At 67.3% G+C, this 16384-nt stretch carries 14 protein-coding genes; 6 read left to right on the top strand and 8 right to left on the bottom strand.

What is annotated here, in order from left to right; all coding sequences use genetic code 11:
- Position 1: 1 nt before the first annotated feature.
- From EXE63_RS18780 to fadA6, 4 genes are all read left to right on the top strand, one after another.
- Positions 2 to 1525 carry a DUF4153 domain-containing protein gene (locus EXE63_RS18780; protein ID WP_234904606.1) on the top strand — a complete coding sequence of 508 codons (1524 nt, stop codon included), beginning with the start codon at positions 2 to 4 and terminating at the stop codon, positions 1523 to 1525.
- A 79-nt stretch (positions 1526 to 1604) separates the two neighbouring features.
- The gene (locus tag EXE63_RS18785; RefSeq protein ID WP_168143158.1) at positions 1605 to 2351 is read left to right on the top strand and encodes an SAM-dependent methyltransferase; all 747 of its coding nucleotides are present in this window, start codon (positions 1605 to 1607) and stop codon (positions 2349 to 2351) included.
- A 53-nt stretch (positions 2352 to 2404) separates the two neighbouring features.
- Positions 2405 to 2995, top strand: coding sequence for a TetR/AcrR family transcriptional regulator (locus EXE63_RS18790; RefSeq protein ID WP_168143159.1), 591 nt, complete (start codon positions 2405 to 2407; stop codon positions 2993 to 2995).
- 1 nt (position 2996) lies between these two features.
- Complete coding sequence (gene fadA6, locus EXE63_RS18795; protein ID WP_168143160.1) at positions 2997 to 4145, top strand: steroid 3-ketoacyl-CoA thiolase FadA6; 1149 nt, start codon at positions 2997 to 2999, stop codon at positions 4143 to 4145.
- Here the strand turns inward: fadA6 and EXE63_RS18800 are convergent.
- Both EXE63_RS18800 and EXE63_RS18805 read right to left on the bottom strand, forming a co-directional pair.
- Positions 4129 to 6828: a molybdopterin-dependent oxidoreductase gene (locus EXE63_RS18800; RefSeq protein ID WP_168143161.1), complete on the bottom strand. Its 2700-nt coding sequence runs from the start codon at positions 6826 to 6828 to the stop codon at positions 4129 to 4131. The two genes, fadA6 and EXE63_RS18800, sit on opposite strands and share 17 nt — an antisense overlap.
- Positions 6825 to 7640, bottom strand: coding sequence for an FAD binding domain-containing protein (locus EXE63_RS18805; protein ID WP_168143162.1), 816 nt, complete (start codon positions 7638 to 7640; stop codon positions 6825 to 6827). The genes EXE63_RS18800 and EXE63_RS18805 overlap by 4 nt, the downstream gene beginning before the upstream one ends.
- Positions 7641 to 7725: 85 nt before the next feature.
- On the opposite strand from EXE63_RS18805, the gene EXE63_RS18810 reads away from it, so the two are divergent.
- A complete protein-coding gene (locus EXE63_RS18810) occupies positions 7726 to 9075 on the top strand; it encodes a guanine deaminase (protein WP_168143163.1) in 1350 nt (449 codons plus the stop codon).
- Here the strand turns inward: EXE63_RS18810 and hpxO are convergent.
- Genes hpxO through EXE63_RS18830 form a run of 4 tightly spaced genes read right to left on the bottom strand, consistent with a single transcriptional unit; the run spans position 9059 to position 12958 of the window.
- Positions 9059 to 10225: an FAD-dependent urate hydroxylase HpxO gene (gene hpxO, locus EXE63_RS18815; protein WP_168143164.1), complete on the bottom strand. Its 1167-nt coding sequence runs from the start codon at positions 10223 to 10225 to the stop codon at positions 9059 to 9061. The genes EXE63_RS18810 and hpxO overlap by 17 nt on opposite strands.
- Before the next feature lie 2 nt (positions 10226 to 10227).
- A complete protein-coding gene (gene uraH, locus EXE63_RS18820; RefSeq protein ID WP_168143165.1) occupies positions 10228 to 10545 on the bottom strand; it encodes a hydroxyisourate hydrolase in 318 nt (105 codons plus the stop codon).
- An 8-nt stretch (positions 10546 to 10553) separates the two neighbouring features.
- Positions 10554 to 11009, bottom strand: coding sequence for a 2-oxo-4-hydroxy-4-carboxy-5-ureidoimidazoline decarboxylase (uraD, locus tag EXE63_RS18825; RefSeq protein ID WP_234904607.1), 456 nt, complete (start codon positions 11007 to 11009; stop codon positions 10554 to 10556).
- Between the two features lie 47 nt (positions 11010 to 11056).
- Positions 11057 to 12958, bottom strand: a complete 1902-nt coding sequence (locus EXE63_RS18830; protein ID WP_168143167.1) for a PbuX/PucJ/PucK family nucleobase permease — start codon at positions 12956 to 12958, stop codon at positions 11057 to 11059.
- A 160-nt stretch (positions 12959 to 13118) separates the two neighbouring features.
- On the opposite strand from EXE63_RS18830, the gene EXE63_RS18835 reads away from it, so the two are divergent.
- Positions 13119 to 13544 (top strand): cupin domain-containing protein, encoded by a 426-nt coding sequence (locus EXE63_RS18835; protein ID WP_168143168.1) that lies wholly within the window; start codon positions 13119 to 13121, stop codon positions 13542 to 13544.
- 5 nt (positions 13545 to 13549) lie between these two features.
- Here the strand turns inward: EXE63_RS18835 and EXE63_RS18840 are convergent, their stop codons facing one another.
- Together EXE63_RS18840 and EXE63_RS18845 are read right to left on the bottom strand one after the other, a co-directional pair.
- Positions 13550 to 15154, bottom strand: a complete 1605-nt coding sequence (locus EXE63_RS18840) for an SMI1/KNR4 family protein (RefSeq protein ID WP_168143169.1) — start codon at positions 15152 to 15154, stop codon at positions 13550 to 13552.
- 59 nt (positions 15155 to 15213) lie between these two features.
- Positions 15214 to 16326: an NDMA-dependent alcohol dehydrogenase gene (locus tag EXE63_RS18845; RefSeq protein WP_168143170.1), complete on the bottom strand. Its 1113-nt coding sequence runs from the start codon at positions 16324 to 16326 to the stop codon at positions 15214 to 15216.
- Positions 16327 to 16384 lie beyond the last annotated feature (58 nt).

A 16384-nucleotide genomic window follows, 5' to 3' on the forward strand; every position in this document is an offset into this window, starting at 1 on the left:
CATGATGGCTCCGGGCGCGTATCCGATGATGCCGCCGCCGATGATCGGCCCAGCACTTCCCCGGCATGGTGAGCCGGGATTCTCCGTCTTCTCCCGCCGGGTCTGGCCACTGAACCCGGTGGCGGCCGCACCGCTGCCGTTCGTGATGATCGCTCTGGCCGTCGGGCTCATCGGCACCGCGCTGTGGCGGCCGCTGGAGCACAGCATCGGCTATCTGCTGGTTGGTGTGATGGTCTTTGCCGCCGTGTACGGGACCGTAGGGCGCCGCCCGAGCATCTTCGAGGCGATCGGCATCGCCGCGACGCTGGCGCTGCTGGCGGTCCCGGCGGTGCTGGCCGCGCCGTGGGTGAACGCGCTCTGCATCGTGGCGGCCTGGCTGATCGGCTGGCACACGCTGGCCGGTGGGCGCACCTGGACTGCGGTGATCGCGGGAGGGTTGGTGGCGTGGGCGCTGCCCGCCAGGGTCATCGGCTGGGTGCAGCGCGCCGCACCGCGCCGCGTGCAGATCCCCCAGCTCGGGCGTATCGCGCTGGTCACCGCGATCACCTTCGTTCTGGTGTTCGTGTTCGGCGGATTGTTCGCCGGTGCAGACCCGGTCTTCAACACGTTGGTGCAGAGCCTGATCCCGTCGTTCGACACCGAGGACATCGTCTCCCGGACCGTCGTGTTCTTCCTGGTGCTGGTGTTCGTGTTGGGCGGTGGATATCTGGTGCGATTCCCCCCGAAGGTCGACGCGCTGGCCCCGGCAGCGGGGAAGCCAGTTCCGCGCTGGGAATGGGCGGTACCCCTGGCCGTGCTCGACGGATTGTTCTTGACGTTCGTGGCCGTTCAGGCCTCGGTGCTATTCGGTGGGCACGCCCACGTGTTGGCCACCGAGGGGCTGACCTATGCGGAGTATGCGCGGCAGGGTTTCTGGCAGTTGCTGTGGGTGTCGGCGCTGACCGTGCTGGTGATTGCCGTCGTGATCCGGGTCGCCTCGCGGGCGACCCGAACGGACCGCCGGATGCTGCGCATCCTGGTCGGAACCCTCTGCGCCACTTCGACTGTAGTGGTCACCTCGGCGATCCACCGGATGTGGGTGTACCAGGACGCGTATGGATTCAGCACCGAACGGCTGATGGTCATCACCATCGAGTTGTGGTTGGGAACCGTCTTCATCCTGATCGCCGTGACTGGTATCCGGATGTCTGCTTCCTGGCTGCCGCGGGCGGTCCTGGTGGCCGGTGTGGCGGCCCTGCTCGGGTTGGCGGGGCTGAACCCCGAGCGCCTGATCGCGGACCGCAATATCGACCGGTTCGAGCGGACCGGCCAGCTCGACGCGAAGTACCTGTCCGGGTTGTCCTCCGATATCGACCCGGCGCTGCAACGCCTACCCGAGTGGGTGCGCCAATGCGTGAATCGGGAGGGGCTGGAGCGCGATCCCTGGTACCTGTTCAACCTGTCCCGGTCCGGGGCGGTGGACGGCCGGTATCAGGCCGATCTTCCCGTGGTGTGTGAGCTGTACTGGCCGGGTTTCTATCGCTGAGCAAATTCGCTGGCACTCCGGACCCGCGAACGAGTACCTTCGCGGGGCCCGACACCGCACGATGGACAGGAGCGTACCGGTGGATCTGCCGCGCATCTTCGCCGTTCGGGAGAGCAACCACCGTATCCACAACCCGTTCAGCCCCGAGAAGCTCGCCTATCTGGGCCAGGCGCTGCACCTGGCGTCCGGGACCCGGGTGCTCGACCTCGGCAGTGGCTCGGGCGAATTGCTCTGCACATGGGCTCGCGATCACCAGGTCACCGGTACCGGGGTGGATATCAGCCCGCTGTTCACCGAGCAGGCCCGTGCCCGTGCCGTGGAACTCGGTGTGGCAGAGCGGGTCACGTTCCTGCACGATGACGCGTCCGGGTTCATCGCGGAGGAGCTGGTTGATCTCGCCGCCTGCGTTGGTGCTACCTGGATCGGTGGCAGAGTGGCGGGCACCATCGAACTGCTCGGCAGGAGTCTGCGTCCCGGCGGACTGACCCTGGTGGGAGAGCCATTCTGGCGCAGGCGGGTCCCGGATCGGGACACTGCGAGGGCTTGCCTCGCCGGCGGCGAGGATGACTTTCTGGGACTGCCGGAGTTGATCGAGCAGTTCGGTGGTCTCGGCTACGACGTGGTCCAGATGGTGCTGGCCGATCAGGAGAGTTGGGACCAGTACCAGGCGGCGCAATGGCTCACTATGCGTCGCTGGCTCGACGACAATGCCGATGACGAGTTGGCGGGGCAGGTCCGCGCCGAACTCACGGCCGAGCCCACCCGGTACACGCGATATCAGCGCGAGTATCTCGGGTGGGGCGTCTTCGCGCTGATGGCTCGCTGACTCACCCACTCCACCGTTCGACCTAGCAAGTGCTTGGTTGGTACGCTGTCGGAATGACGCAGCCGGCAAGCCGCCGCGACGAGCTCCTGCAGCTTGCCGCGACGATGTTCGCCGAGCGCGGCCTCAAGTCGACCACAGTGCGCGATATCGCCGATTCGGCGGGCATTCTCTCGGGCAGCCTGTATCACCATTTCAAGTCCAAAGAGCAGATGGTCGAAGAGGTCCTCAGGGATTTCCTGGACTGGCTCTTCGGTCGCTACCAGGAGATCATCGCGGGAGAATCCACCCCGCTGGATCGGGTAAAGGGCCTGTTCATGGCCTCTTTCGAGGCAATCGAACACCGGCACGCGCAGGTGGTGATCTACCAGGACGAGGCCAAGCGACTCTCCTCGCTGCCCCAGTTCGCGTTCGTCGACGACCGCAACCGCGAGCAGCGCAAGATGTGGGTGGACCTGCTGCACGCGGGTGTCGCCGATGGCTCGTTCCGGGCCGACCTCGACGTCGATCTGGTCTATCGCTTCATCCGTGACACCACCTGGGTGTCGGTCCGGTGGTACCAGCCGGGCGGACCCCTCACGGCCGAGGAAGTCGGCCGCCAATATCTCGCCATCGTTCTTGGCGGAATCACCGATAAAGGAGTCTGACATGGCTGAGGCGTACGTCATCGATGCCGTTCGTACCGCGATCGGCAAGCGCAACGGATCGCTGAGCGGTGTGCACCCGGTGGATCTCGGCGCGGCCGCCTGGCGGGGACTGTTCGAGCGCACCGATCTGGACCCGGGCGCCGTCGACGACGTCATCGCCGGCTGCGTGGACGCCATCGGTGGACAGGCCGGCAACATCGCCCGGCTGTCCTGGCTGGCCGCCGGCTTCCCCGAAGAGGTGCCCGGTGTCACCGTGGACCGCCAGTGCGGCTCCAGCCAGCAGGCCATCTCCTTCGGCGCGCAGGCGATCATGTCCGGTACCGCCGATGTGATCGTCGCCGGCGGCATGCAGAACATGAGTCAGATCCCGATCAGTTCGGCGATGATCGTCGGCGAGCAGTTCGGCTTCACCTCGCCGACCAACGAGTCCAAGAGCTGGCTGCATCGCTACGGCGATCAGGAGATCTCGCAGTTCCGGGGCTCGGAGATGATCGCCGAGAAGTGGAACCTGTCCCGCGAGGACATGGAGCAGTTCGCGTTGACCAGCCACCAGCGTGCTCAGGAGGCGATCCGGGCCGGGTACTTCGAGAACGAGATCATCCCGGTCGACGGATTCGCCATCGACGAGGGCCCACGGGAGACCTCGTTGGAGAAGATGGCCGGACTCAAGACACTGGTCGAGGGCGGACGACTGACCGCCGCGATGGCCAGCCAGATCTCCGACGGCGCCAGTGCCGTCCTGCTCGCGTCGGAGGACGCCGTCAAGACCCATGGTCTCAAGCCGCGCGCCCGCATCCATCACATCAGCGCTCGTGGCGCCGACCCGGTGTTCATGCTGACCGGACCCATCCCGGCCACCCACTACGCGCTGGAGAAGACCGGCCTGTCGATCAGCGATATCGACACCGTCGAAATCAACGAGGCCTTCGCGCCGGTGGTGCAGGCCTGGCTCAAGGAGACCGGTGCCGACCCGGCGAAGGTCAACCCCAACGGCGGCGCCATCGCCCTTGGGCATCCGCTGGGCGCGACCGGTGCCAAGCTGTTCGCCACCATGCTGAACACGTTGGAGCGCACCGGCGGTCGCTACGGGCTGCAGACCATGTGCGAGGGTGGCGGCACCGCCAACGTCACCATCATCGAACGGCTCTGATCGCCCGCCATACCCGGGCCGGGGTCATCGGCAACTGATAGACCCGCGCCCCGCACGCCCGGGCGATGGCATTCGCCAGGGCAGGGGCGACCGGGTTGTACGGCGATTCGCTCATCGACTTCGCGCCGAGCGGCCCCAGTTCGTCGTAGGTGTCGGCAAAGTAGACCTCCGTCATCGGGATGTCCGCCAATTGCGGGACGTGGTAATTGCGTAGCGTCTGGGTGGCGACCGTGCCGTCGGGACCGATCTGGATCTCCTCGAACAGTGCCGACCCGATCGCCTGCGCGACGCCGCCCTCGACCTGACCGCGGCACTGCTGCGGGTTCATCACCACCCCGGCGTCGGCGGCCTGTATCGACTGCAGGATCGACACCTCACCGGTCTCGGGGTTCACCGCGACCCGGAACGCGTGCACATTGAAGGCCACCGAACGCGGTGTGCCGTCGTGCTTTCCGCTTCCGGTCATGGGCACCGGCAACGATCCGAAGTCCACCAGCTGTGCGCCGCACAGCACCCCGTTGCGGTCCAGTCTGCACAGCGCCGGTGACACCCCGGTCAGCTCGGAAGCGGCGGCCACCATGGCGTTCTGAAGCTCACGAGCGGCGAGTTGGGTAGCCCGCCCGGCGACCACCGTGCCCGCCGAGCCGAACGCACCGGTGTCGTAACCGGTGGTGGCCGTGTCCGATTGGCGGATCCTGATCTGCTCGACGACGGTGTTGAGCTCGTGGGCGGCCAGCTGCGTGTGCACCGTGGTGGTCCCGTTGCCGAATTCGGTGGTGCCGATGTCCAGGGTGTAGATGCCCTCGGCGTCGACCGACACCGTGGCCTCCGCGAAATGCCCGCGCGGGGGAATCGTCGCGATCATGGCCACCGCCATGCCCTCACCGACCCGCCATCCCTCGGGCGCCGCGACGCCGTTACCCGCCCGAAGGGCCGCCTCGGTGAGATCGAGGCACTGGTCCAGCCCGTAACTGCCGAAGGTCAGATCGTCGTCGAGCACATGGGAATCCACGAAACTGTCACCGGGCACGATGACATTGCGGCGCCGGAACTCGAAGGGGTCGATGCCGAGCCGGTCGGCGAGCTGGTCCATTGCGGACTCGATCGCGAACATGACCTGGCCGAGCCCGTACCCGCGGAAGGCGCCGGAAGGCAGGTTGTTGGTGTACACGGACTGCGCGTCGATCCGCTTGTTCGGACTTCGATACACCGCAACGGATTCACCGCAGCCGTGGAACATCACACCCGGGCTGTGGTTGCCGTACGCCCCGGCGTCGACGAGGACGTCGATGGCCAGCGCGGTGAGCGTCCCGTCACCGTCGGCGGCCACGGTCACATCGACACGGAACGGGTGCCGGCACGGCGCCACGGTGAACTGGTCGCTGCGCTGGAACTCGTAGCGCACCGGTACTCCGAGACGCAGCACCGCCAGGGCCACCAGGTCCTCGGTGAGCATCTCCTGCTTCCCGCCGAACCCGCCGCCCACCCGCTTGGTGAACACGTGCACGTCATCGACGCCGAGACCGAAGATGTGGCACAGCTCGTTGCGCACCAGGAAGGGCACCTGCGTGCTGGTGCGGATCACCAGCCGCCCGGACTCGTCGCGCCATCCGGTGCAGCCGTGCGTCTCCAGATGCACGTGCTGAACCCGCTGGGTCTGCCAGCGGCCACGCACCACGGCCCCGCCCGCAGCCTCGGCGGCAGCGATCCCGGACGCGACATCGCCCACCTCGCCGTGTAGTTCGGCCACCAGATTGCGGCTGGGATCGGCAATACGCGACCCAGAGTCCTTGTCTGCGTGCAACAGCGGCGCGTCCGTGGATCTGGCGGCGTCGGGGTCGAATACCGAGGGCAGTGCCTCGTAGTCCACAATGATTGCCCGGCAGGCATTTTCGGCGATATCGTAGCGATCCGCCACTACCGCAGCGACGCGTTGGCCGACGAATCGCACGGTGTCGTCCAGGATGGCGGTGTCATCGGGATCATCGTCGCGCAGTTCGTGGCGCGCCGTGGAGAACAGCACCGGCGGGCTGTCCCGGTGGGTGAGGACCAGGCGCACCCCAGGCATCGCCTCGGCCGCCGCGGTGTCGATGAACCGGATGCGGGCGTGGGCCAGCGGGCTCGGCAGCACGGCCATGTGCAGCAACCCGGCGGGCGCGTCGTCCATGGTGTATTCCTCGGTGCCGGTGACCACCCGGACCCCTGCCGGGGCGCCGATGGACCGGCCCGCATCGTGGACATCGGATTTGTCGATGTTGACCACCCCGGAGAGCGCATCGGTGATCGCCCGGTAGCCGGTACACCGACACAGGTTGCCCTTGAGGTGCTCCGGCAGATCCGACATCTGTTCTGTGGTCAACGTGGTTGCGGTGGTGACCATCCCGGCGGTACAGAATCCGCACTGGAATCCGGCGGCCTCCACGAAGCGGCGTTGCACGGGGTGCAGGTCATCCGGCGTACCCAGACCGGCGGCCGTCGTCACCGACAAGCCTGCGGCGCGGAAAGCCGGGAACACGCAGGAATGCACCGCGGCCCCGTCGACGAGCACCGAACACGCGCCGCAGTCCCCGGCGTCGCAGCCCTTCTTGACCTCGAAGTGACCGTGTTCGCGCAGGAAGGTGCGCAGGCACTGACCGGGACGTGGGTCCCCGTCGCAGTCGGAGCCGTTGACCGAGAGCTTCATGCCAGCTCGGCGCGGATCTGCTCGGCAAGTGTCAGCGTTACCGCCCGACGCCAGTCCGGGTCGCCGTGCGCATCGCGGGTCAGGTCGCGGTCCGGGATCCCGTCCAGTGCCGCCCGCAGATCGTCGGGGGAAGGCACCGCGGAGAATCGGAACACGTGGGGCCGTACCGTGGCCGCCGTCACCGACAGCACGAATCCGCCGTCCTCGTCGCTGCGCCCGATGACCACCACACCGGACCGGCCGAGCGGGGACGGCGCGAGCTTGCGGTAGGCGGTCCGGGCCCGCAGCGCCGCCGCCGGTATATGGACGGCACGAACGACATCCCCGGTCTTCAGCACGTTGGTGGCCTCGCCGGTGACGAACTCGGTGACCGGCAAGCTGTACTCGGAACCATCGGCCCGCCACACGGTCACCGAGGCATCCAGCGCCGTGCACAGCGAGATCATCGCTCCGGCGGGAAAGGACAGGCAGATGTTGCCCCCGACGGTCGCGGTGCGCCAGATCTTGAACGAGGCGAGCAGCGCGGTGCAGCACTGCCGGAACAACGGGGCGGCCGCGCATTCCGAGGGCAACGTCGTTGACAGCGACGCGACTTCGTCGAGCGTGCAGGTCGCCGCGAGTTCCAGCCCGTCCGGCCCCAGGGCGACCGGCGCCCACCCCAGCCGGGTGATATCGACGAGCCGGGTCACCGTCGGCTGCGGTTCGGAGAACAGCCAGGTGCCACCGGCGAGGACGGCGTCGGTGGGTCCCAGCGGCCACACCTCGTCGCGGCGGGTGGGGATGTGCACCGCCTCGACGGTGTTGAGGTCCATCTATCGACCGTAGTCGCCGTTCCGGGCGCCTGCAGGCCGAAGCCGATGACCTGCGCGGTGGCACAGACACTGTGACAATCGGTGTATGCGTGTGTACCGCGGTCATCTGATCCACATCGGCGGTGCGCCACGCCTCGATGGTGCGCGCGAACATCTGGTGAGCATCCCCGACGGTGCGCTGGCAGTCGATGACGCCGGGATGATCGGCTACAGCGGTGCGTACCCGGGGCTGCCCGAGTCCGCGGCCGGCGCCGAGATCATCGACTGCCGTCCCGGCTTCCTGCTACCCGGGTTCGTCGACACCCACATCCATTTCCCGCAGACCCACTGTGTGGACTCCTACGGCGGTGGTCAGCTGCTGGACTGGTTGCAGCGCTGCATCTTTCCGGCGGAGGCGATGCTGGCCGACACCGGCTACGCCCGCCGCGTCGCGCGAGACTTCTGCAGCCGGCGCATCGCCGTCGGAACCACCACGGCGCTGGTCTTCGGATCCGCCTTTCCACATGCCCAGGACGCCCTGTTCGAGGAATCGATCGCCGCGGGTCTGCGCACGATATCCGGGCGTGGTATCCAGACGGTGGGCCCCGCGGCCGCCGGGCCGCTGTTGACCGGGGACGCCGAGGCAATCGACCTCACCCACAACGAGATCGAACGATGGCACAACCACGCCGGCGGACTCACCCACGCAGCGGTGGTGCCCCGCTTCGCGCTCTCGGTCACCGAGACGACACTGCGCGCGCTGGGAGAACTCTACGAGGACGCCAGCGCCGACGGTGTGTACTTCCACACCCACCTGTCGGAGAATCGCGGCGAGATCGAGGCGGTACGTGCCGATTACGGTGTGGAGCACTACCTGGACACCTACGACGGGCGGTGCGCGGGCGGTGGTGTCTCGCTGCTGGGCCGGCGCAGTGTGTTCGCACACGCCGTGCACTGCACCGACCATGAGCTGTCACGGTTGGCCGAGACCGGCAGCTCGATCGCACACTGCCCGACCTCGCAGCTGTTTCTCGGATCGGGCACCATGCCATGGCAGCGCACCACCGCGAGCGGGGTCACCGTGGCGCTGGGAACCGATGTGTCCGCCGGGGACGAATGGCTGATCCCCCGGGTGCTCAACGACTGCTTCAAGGTGCACATCAGCGAGCCCGAGGGACAGGGACTCTCGATCCCACCCGCCGACCTGCTGTTCACCGCGACGCTGGCCGGTGCACGGGCACTGGATCTCGAGGACCGGATCGGTAACCTGGACGCCGGTAAGGAGGCCGACTTCCTGGTCGTCGACCCGCAACGCCAGGCGCTGCTGCCCGAACTGCTGGCGCGGACAGACCCCGAGGATGCCGACCGCCTGCTGTTCACCCTGCTGATGAGCATGCGTGAGGACGTCATCGATGGCGTCTACGTACGAGGTCGGCTGGTCACCGAGCCGGGGTGAGCGGCCCGCCCAGGATGTTGCCGACGATGCCGCGGATGACGTTGGTGCCGTCTTCTTTTCGTAGTTCGTCGTACCACTGCGCAGTCGCCTGCGGATCCTTGGCGTGGGTGACATCGCAGCGTTTGCGCGCTCGCAGCACGAGTTCGCCGGCACGTTCGGTGCGGGCGGACTGATACGCGGCCAGCGCGGCGTGCACATCGCCGGGGTGATCCTTGAACGCCCACTGCAGTTCGATGGCGTCCTCCATGGCCGAGCAGCCGCCCTGCCCGATATCGGGTGTGGTGTTGTGCGCCGCATCGCCGAGGACAGCGACCCGGCCCTTCACCCAGGTGTGGAAGGGATCCAGGTCCAGGATCTCCACCCGGTTCGTGGTCTGCGGATCCAGTTTGTCGATCAGCGTCTGCACCCCGGGAGCCCAGCCCGCGAAGTGGCTGCGCAACACCTCGCGGGCGGTCCCTCTCTCGTACGGCACACCCTCGAGTTCGACGACGTCGAAGAAGAAGTAGAAGCGTCCGCCGGCCACCGGCATCACCGAGACACGTTTGCCCTCACCGACATACGTGGTCCATTCGGTGGCGGGACCGATCGCGTCGTCGGTGTCGACCAGGCCGTTGAAGTTGACGTAGCCCGCGTAGCGGCGGGTCACCGGGGTGCCGAGCACGTACTCACGGGTGATCGAACTCGCACCGTCGGCGCCGATGATCACATCGGCGGTCACGGTGGTCCCGTCGGCGAAGGTCGCTGTCGCCGCATCGGGTCCGTCGGCAACGCTGACCATCTTCATGCCGAAGTTGATGGCATCCATGCCGTACGCCTGCATCAGCATCGACTGCAGTTCGGCGCGGGCGATCGGGTACGGACGCTGCCCGACCTCGTCGATCAGCGGCTGCATCGAGAAGCGGCACATGGTCTCACCGGTGTGCGCGTCGATATAGCTCATGGTCTCGACGATGCCGCCCAGTTCCGCGGTTTCTTCCTGCAGGCCTAAGTAATTGAGGCATTTCACCCCGTTGGACCACACCGAGATGGCGGCGCCGACCGGCTTGTTCTCGGTGACCCGCTCATAGACCGCGGTCTCGATGCCGATCTGGCGCAGGGCGATGGCGGCGCTCATTCCGCCCATGCCCGCACCGATGATCACGACCTTCACGTTCAGCTCCCTCGATAGGTGGAGTAGGAGTACGGGGACAGCAGCAGCGGCACGTGGTAGTGACCCGTCAGATCGGTGATCTCGAAGGCGATCACGACCTCCGGATAGAAACCGTTGATCCCTTCGGCGGCGAAATAGGCGCCGGTGTCGAAATGCAGCCGGTATACGCCGGCGGCCAGCTCCGCGCCGAGTCCCGCGATACGGCCGTCGACATCGGTGATGCCGTCGGCGACCCTGGTCCCCGCGGCGGTGAGGGTGACTACGACGCCGGCGGCGGGCCGGCCTGTGGTGGCGTCCAGGACATGTGTGGAAAGTGTCATGCTGCCTATCATGTCGGCTCGCTCAGCAGGCGCTCCAGGCGCAGCCGGTTGATCTTGGCCAGCTCGCTGCGCATGACCCGGCGCTCGGTCTCCGGATCGTTGTCGAGGCGGTCGGTCAGGATGGCCAGCAGTTCATCGGCGGAGCGCCCGCTGGCGCACACCAGGTAGACATAGCCGAACCTGTCCTCGTACTCCCGGTTCTTCTCTGCCAGTGCGGCTTTCACTGCATCGCCGGCATCGGCGACACGGGCCTGCTCGCGGGCCGACGACGGGCTGTGCGCCGCCGAAACCGAGGCGCCGATGCGTGGGTGGCCGTCGAGGGCGGCGTCGATCTCGGCATCGGGTAGTTCGGCGAGGACCCGGTCGGCCCGGTCGTAGAGGGCTTCGGCATCCCGGAACGGTGAGCCCGCTACCAGCCGTCGCGCCCAGATCGTCGATGAGCACACCTCGAACAGCAGGTGCATCCGTTGCCGGTCGGACAGCGCGTTGAAATCCTCCAGTCCGATCGCCTTCACGAGAGTTCGTTGAGCCTGCCGAACCGGGCCGCGGCAATGGGATTGGCGTCGGCGACCAGATCGGTGAAGCGGTAGTTGGCGATCTTTGCCACCTCGATCAGCGCGTAGGCCTTCTCGGTGGCCGCGGAATTGTCGATCCGCGACCAACCATTGCGCAGCACCCTATCGAAGCGCTCGGTCTCCCGCGCGCAGATGATCAGCGGGAAGCCGAAGTGTTCCCGGTAGGCGGTGGCCAGACCCACGACGTCCTGGTGGTCGTCCTCGTCCAGATTGCTCAGCGCCACATGGTCGACCGCCAGCACTTGCCCTGTCTCGTCCTCGGCACCCAGATCATGGAAGGCGTTGAGTAATTCCTCCTGCTGATCTGTCGTGCCGGTCAGCACCGCATCCTGGAATGCCTCCCGCAGCGCGGTGGTGTCGGTGAACGGCCGCTGCTCGTAGGCACGGTCGGCGGCCCACGCGACATCCTGCACGACATGTCCGAACACCTCGGTGAAACGTTCCCGGGTCATGGTGTTCACCTCGTCGAGGGAGATGGAGCCGCCGCCGGCAACCCGCGGTCCCTTCTTCCCGAGGTGGAAGAACACGATATTGAGCACGATGGCGGTGATGGCGCCGGTGCTGATGCCGCTGCCGAACAGGATGTCCAGTCCGGCAGGCAATGCCGATGAGATGCCCGGGTACGACGTCACCAGCAGCGCCAGCGCCAGGCTGGTGGTCACGATGATGACGTTGCGGTGGTCGGTGAAGTCGACCTTGCCCAGCGTCTGGATGCCGACGACGGCGACGGTGGCGAACAGCACCAGGGCCGCGCCACCGAGTACCGGGTTCGGGATCGACGCGACGATCGCGGCCACCTTGGGCAGGAAGCCCAACATGATCATGATGACGCCGGCCGCCGCGACCACCCAGCGGCTCTTCACCCCGGTGAGTCGCACCAGGCCGACATTCTCGGAGAACGCGGTGTAGGGAAACGAGTTGAAGATGCCGCCGATGGTGGTGGCCACGCCGTCGGCACGCAGCACATTGCCGATATCGGACGGGCGGACCCGCTTGCCGACGATCTCACCGGTGGCCAGTGTGCTGCCGGTCGATTCCACCGCGATGATCATCATCACGATGATCATCGTGATGATCGCGACGATGTCGAACTTGGGCATGCCGAATACGAATGGCGGTGTGAACCCGAACAGCGAGGCGGCGCCGACCCGGTCGAAGTTCATGTCGCCCAGGGCGAACGCCACCGCGCAGCCGGCGATCAGGCCCAGCAGCACGGCGATGGTGGACATGAACCCGCGGAAGATCCGCTGGATCGCCACGATCACGGCGATGGTGCCCAACGCGTAGAGAACCCAGCGCAGGTTGGTGGGGTCGGGCTCGTGGGTGGCCGGGTTGGTGACCGCGTCCAGCGCACCGATCGGCACCAGGCACAAGCCGATGATGGTGATGAGCGTGCCGGTCACCACGGGCGGGAAGAACTTGAGCAGCTTCACGAAGACGGGGGCGATCAGGAAGGTGAAGACACCGGCCACGATCACCGCACCGTAGACGTAGAGCAGGCTCGCGGTCCCGCCTCCGTGGGCCAGGCCGATCGCGATGATCGGCGCGACGCCCGCGAACGTCACGCCCTGCAGCAGCGGCAGCCGCACCCCGACGTTCTTGAACCCGACCGCCTGGATGATCGAGGCGATACCGCAGGTGAAGAGGTCGGCGGTGATCAGCATGACGAGCTCTTCGCCGGACAGCCCCAGGGCGTTGGCGATCAGGATCGGTACCAGCACCGCGCCCGCGTAGAACGCGACGACGTGCTGGAAGCCGTAGGCGGCCAGCTTCGGAAGGGGAAGCACCTCGTCAACGGGGTGTACGCGCTTGCGCTGGCTCTTGGTAGGTGCCGACATGGGAACAGGATCGGGCAGCTTCGCTGTTTTCCGGTGTCCTGCGCGTTTCGAGGATGTTGCCGCCGGACCGCAGCGGCGAACCCATCTCATCGTTTTCATCGATGAGGGTCATCGAAAGTCATCGTTGGACGTGATCGGCAGGTGCTGCTGTCATGGACGCATGACGAATTCACTGACGCGGTTCGCCGCCGTGGCCGCCCTCGCCGTCGTGACCGGCACGGCCTGCGCCCTGGAGGCCGGCGTCGCCCGCGCCGACAACGAGCCGACGGCGGGAGTGACGCGCACCGAGTTGCAGCGACTGCCCGCGCCGGACCCGGCCTTCGAGATCGTGCAGACCCGCACCGAGATCCCGGTGGGCACGCGGTCCGGCCGGCATTCCCACCCCGGTCCTGAGGTCGGCTACATCGTGGCCGGCGACATCGAGTTCCGGTTCGACGACCGGCCCACGCAGTATGTGCACACCGGGGACCCGTTCCTCATCCCGGCCGGGGTGGTCCACGACGCGGTCAACGTGGGGCAGGTGCGCACGCTGATGTTGTCCACCTACGTCATCCCGGTCGGGCAGTCACTGGTGGACATGCACTGACGTGCTCAGAGGTCGTCCGCATGCGGTGCGGCCACGTCATCCCAACCGCCGATCTGGAACCGCAACTGCGCCGCCAGCGCATCCCAGTCCTCGAATCGGGAGGCCTCGGTGAGAGGGCGGCCCAGATCGGCCACCGCCAGCACCGCCGGTTCGGGCCCGCCCCGGTAGTCAAGCAGTACCGCGCGGTCATGATCTGCTTCCAGCACCATCAGCCGGTCGGAGCCGGGATGCCGCTGCCCCCATGGTGTTTCGCCAGGGGGAAACTCGATCCGGTCCGACAGTGCGGCGAGGCTGACGATGTACTCCAGCGGCACCGGGAACCGCATCACCTCGGTCCGGTCATCGGACGTCCCCACGAATCTCGATGCGACGCCACCACCGTTCTTTGCCCGCCACAACGTGATCAGTCCGGCGGGCAACGTCACCCCGAGCCGGGCGTGGGTGGCCGCCACGAGATCATCGTCGGCGCCATGTTCGGCCGCGCCGGCGTTGGCGTGGAAGGGATGTGCGGAGCCCGCACCCCAGAAGCGGCGTGCCCGGTGCTCCTGGGCAGCCTCGCCCAGCGGCGCGCCAAGGGGGCGTGCGGGCGCTGTGTCACGCGACCTGCTTCGGTCGCGGCGCAGCGCGGCGAAGAAGGTGTCGAAATCGTCGAAGGCGATATCGACGGGGTCCCCGCCGTACTTGTCGTAGTCGACGATCAGCACCCGCGGCGCGGGTCCGCGCGAGTAGTCCAGCAGCGTCATGTCGCCGTAGCGGGCCTGCAGGATGACCTGCTGGTCGGCCCCGGCCGGGATCTCGTCGGGATCGTCGGTGAAGTCGTGGTAATGCTCGTTGACCGTGCGCAGCGTCTCGACCGGAGCCAACTGCGAATAGTCGATCGAGAAGGCGCCGCGCCAGTCGTCGTACACCGGCTGCGGGTCGGCCTTCAACGGCACATAGAGCCAGTCGACGTACCCGCCGTTGCACACGCCGTACAGCGTGCGCAAGGTGTCGGGCAGCCGGACCCCCAGCCGCTGCTCCGCGGCCGCGATCATGTCCTCGCGCGCCGCCAGTGGCGGTCGCACCACGGTCTCCCCACGCTTCTCCAGCGCGGTGCGGGCAGCGTTGACCCGCCAATAGCCGGGTGAGGTGAAAAATGTGTCGATGGTGAGCGGGGTCGGGTCGACATCGACCTCGGGTTCTTCGGTTGTCGATATGCGCGCTGCGGGTTCTGGCCGAACTTTCTCAGCGCGGATGACGACTGCGCTGAGTGCCACCCCGATACCGAACAGAACCACCGCCGCGGCGACATCCCCGGCCGATAGCGCCGCCAATGGTCGGTAGCCGCCGACCAGACGACCCAGACCCAGGCCCAGTACGTAGAGCACCGCGGCCAACACCGCCTGGATCGGCAGCGTCACCATCGTCGCCGCCACGATCTGCTTGAGTCCGCCGGCACGCCAGGCGGCCGTCCAGGCATTCCATTTGCCGAGCGCGTACAGCACGGTGAATGCCGGCGTCGCCACCGCAACCACCCACGGCGACCGGTGCAACCAGCCCGCGGCGATCATGACGATGACGATGGTCAGGGCCGCCGTGATTCTGGCGTAGCCGCCGAGCGTGGATGTCAACCGGTCCTCCCGTCCCGCGGATATTCTTCCCGATATCCCGGTGACGTCGGACGCTGGGGCTAGTGGTCGTGCAGGATCACCCCGCGGATGTTGCGGCCGTCGCGCATGTCCTGGTAGCCCTCGTTGACCTCGGCGAGTTTGTACTCGTGGGTGACGGTCTCATCGAGCAGCAGCTTGCCCTCCCGGTACAGCGACAGCAGCCGCGGGATGTCCGCGCGCGGGTTGGCCTCCCCGTAAAGACTGCCCAGCAGCCGCTTCTGGAACAGCGTGAACATCATCATTCCGAGGGTGGGGGAGTTGTCGGCCATCGTCGACAGTGCCGTCATGACCACCGCGCCGCCCTTGCGGATGATGTTGGCGGCGTCCTCGAGCATGGCGCCCTCCAGCAGTCCGACGGTGAGGATGGCCGAATCCGCCATCACCCCGCGGGTCAGCTCGGCGACCAGCGCGGTGGCCTCGGGCAGTGAGGTGGCAAAGTGGGTGGCGCCGAATCGGAAAGCCAAGTCCCGCTTGGCTTCCACCGGTTCGACGACGAGGATCTTCTCCGCACCGGCCAGCCGCGCGCCCTGGACGGCGCCGCTGCCGATACCGCCGAGCCCGATGATCACGACGGTGTCGCCGGGTGCGACGTCGGCGGTGTTGACCGCCGAACCCCAGCCGGTGGTGACACCGCAGCCCAGCAGGCAGGCCCGGGACAGCGGAATGTCGTCGTCGATCTTGACGATGGAGGCCTCGGGCACGGTGCCGTGTTGGGAGAACGTGCCGACCAGGGCCATCACGCCGACGTTCTGGTCCCGTGCCCGGCGCCGGTAGGTGCCGTCGAGTTGGGTTCCCGCCATGATCATCGCGCCGAGGTCGCAGAGGTTCTGGTGGCCGGTCGAGCAGAACCGGCAGCGCCCGCAGGCCGGCAGGAACGAGGCGACCACGTGATCGCCCGGGGCGAGCCCGACGACGCCGGCCCCGACCTCGCGCACGATCCCGGCACCCTCATGGCCGCCGATCAGGGGCAGCGGTGCGGGCAGGTCGCCGGTGCGGATGTGTTCGTCGGAGTGGCACAGCCCGGTCGCCTCCCAGGACACCAGCACCTCACCGTCGCCCGGCGGATCGAGGTCGATCTCCTCCACGGTCCAGTCGCCGCCGTACTCCCACAGAATCGCCGCGTTGGTCTTCATGTCTGGAGTGTAGGAATGCGTGTGTAGCGCCGAGATGGTTTCGCGCGTAATGCCCCTG

The organism is Mycolicibacterium frederiksbergense, assembly GCF_012223425.1.
GTDB classification, from domain to species: domain Bacteria; phylum Actinomycetota; class Actinomycetes; order Mycobacteriales; family Mycobacteriaceae; genus Mycobacterium; species Mycobacterium frederiksbergense.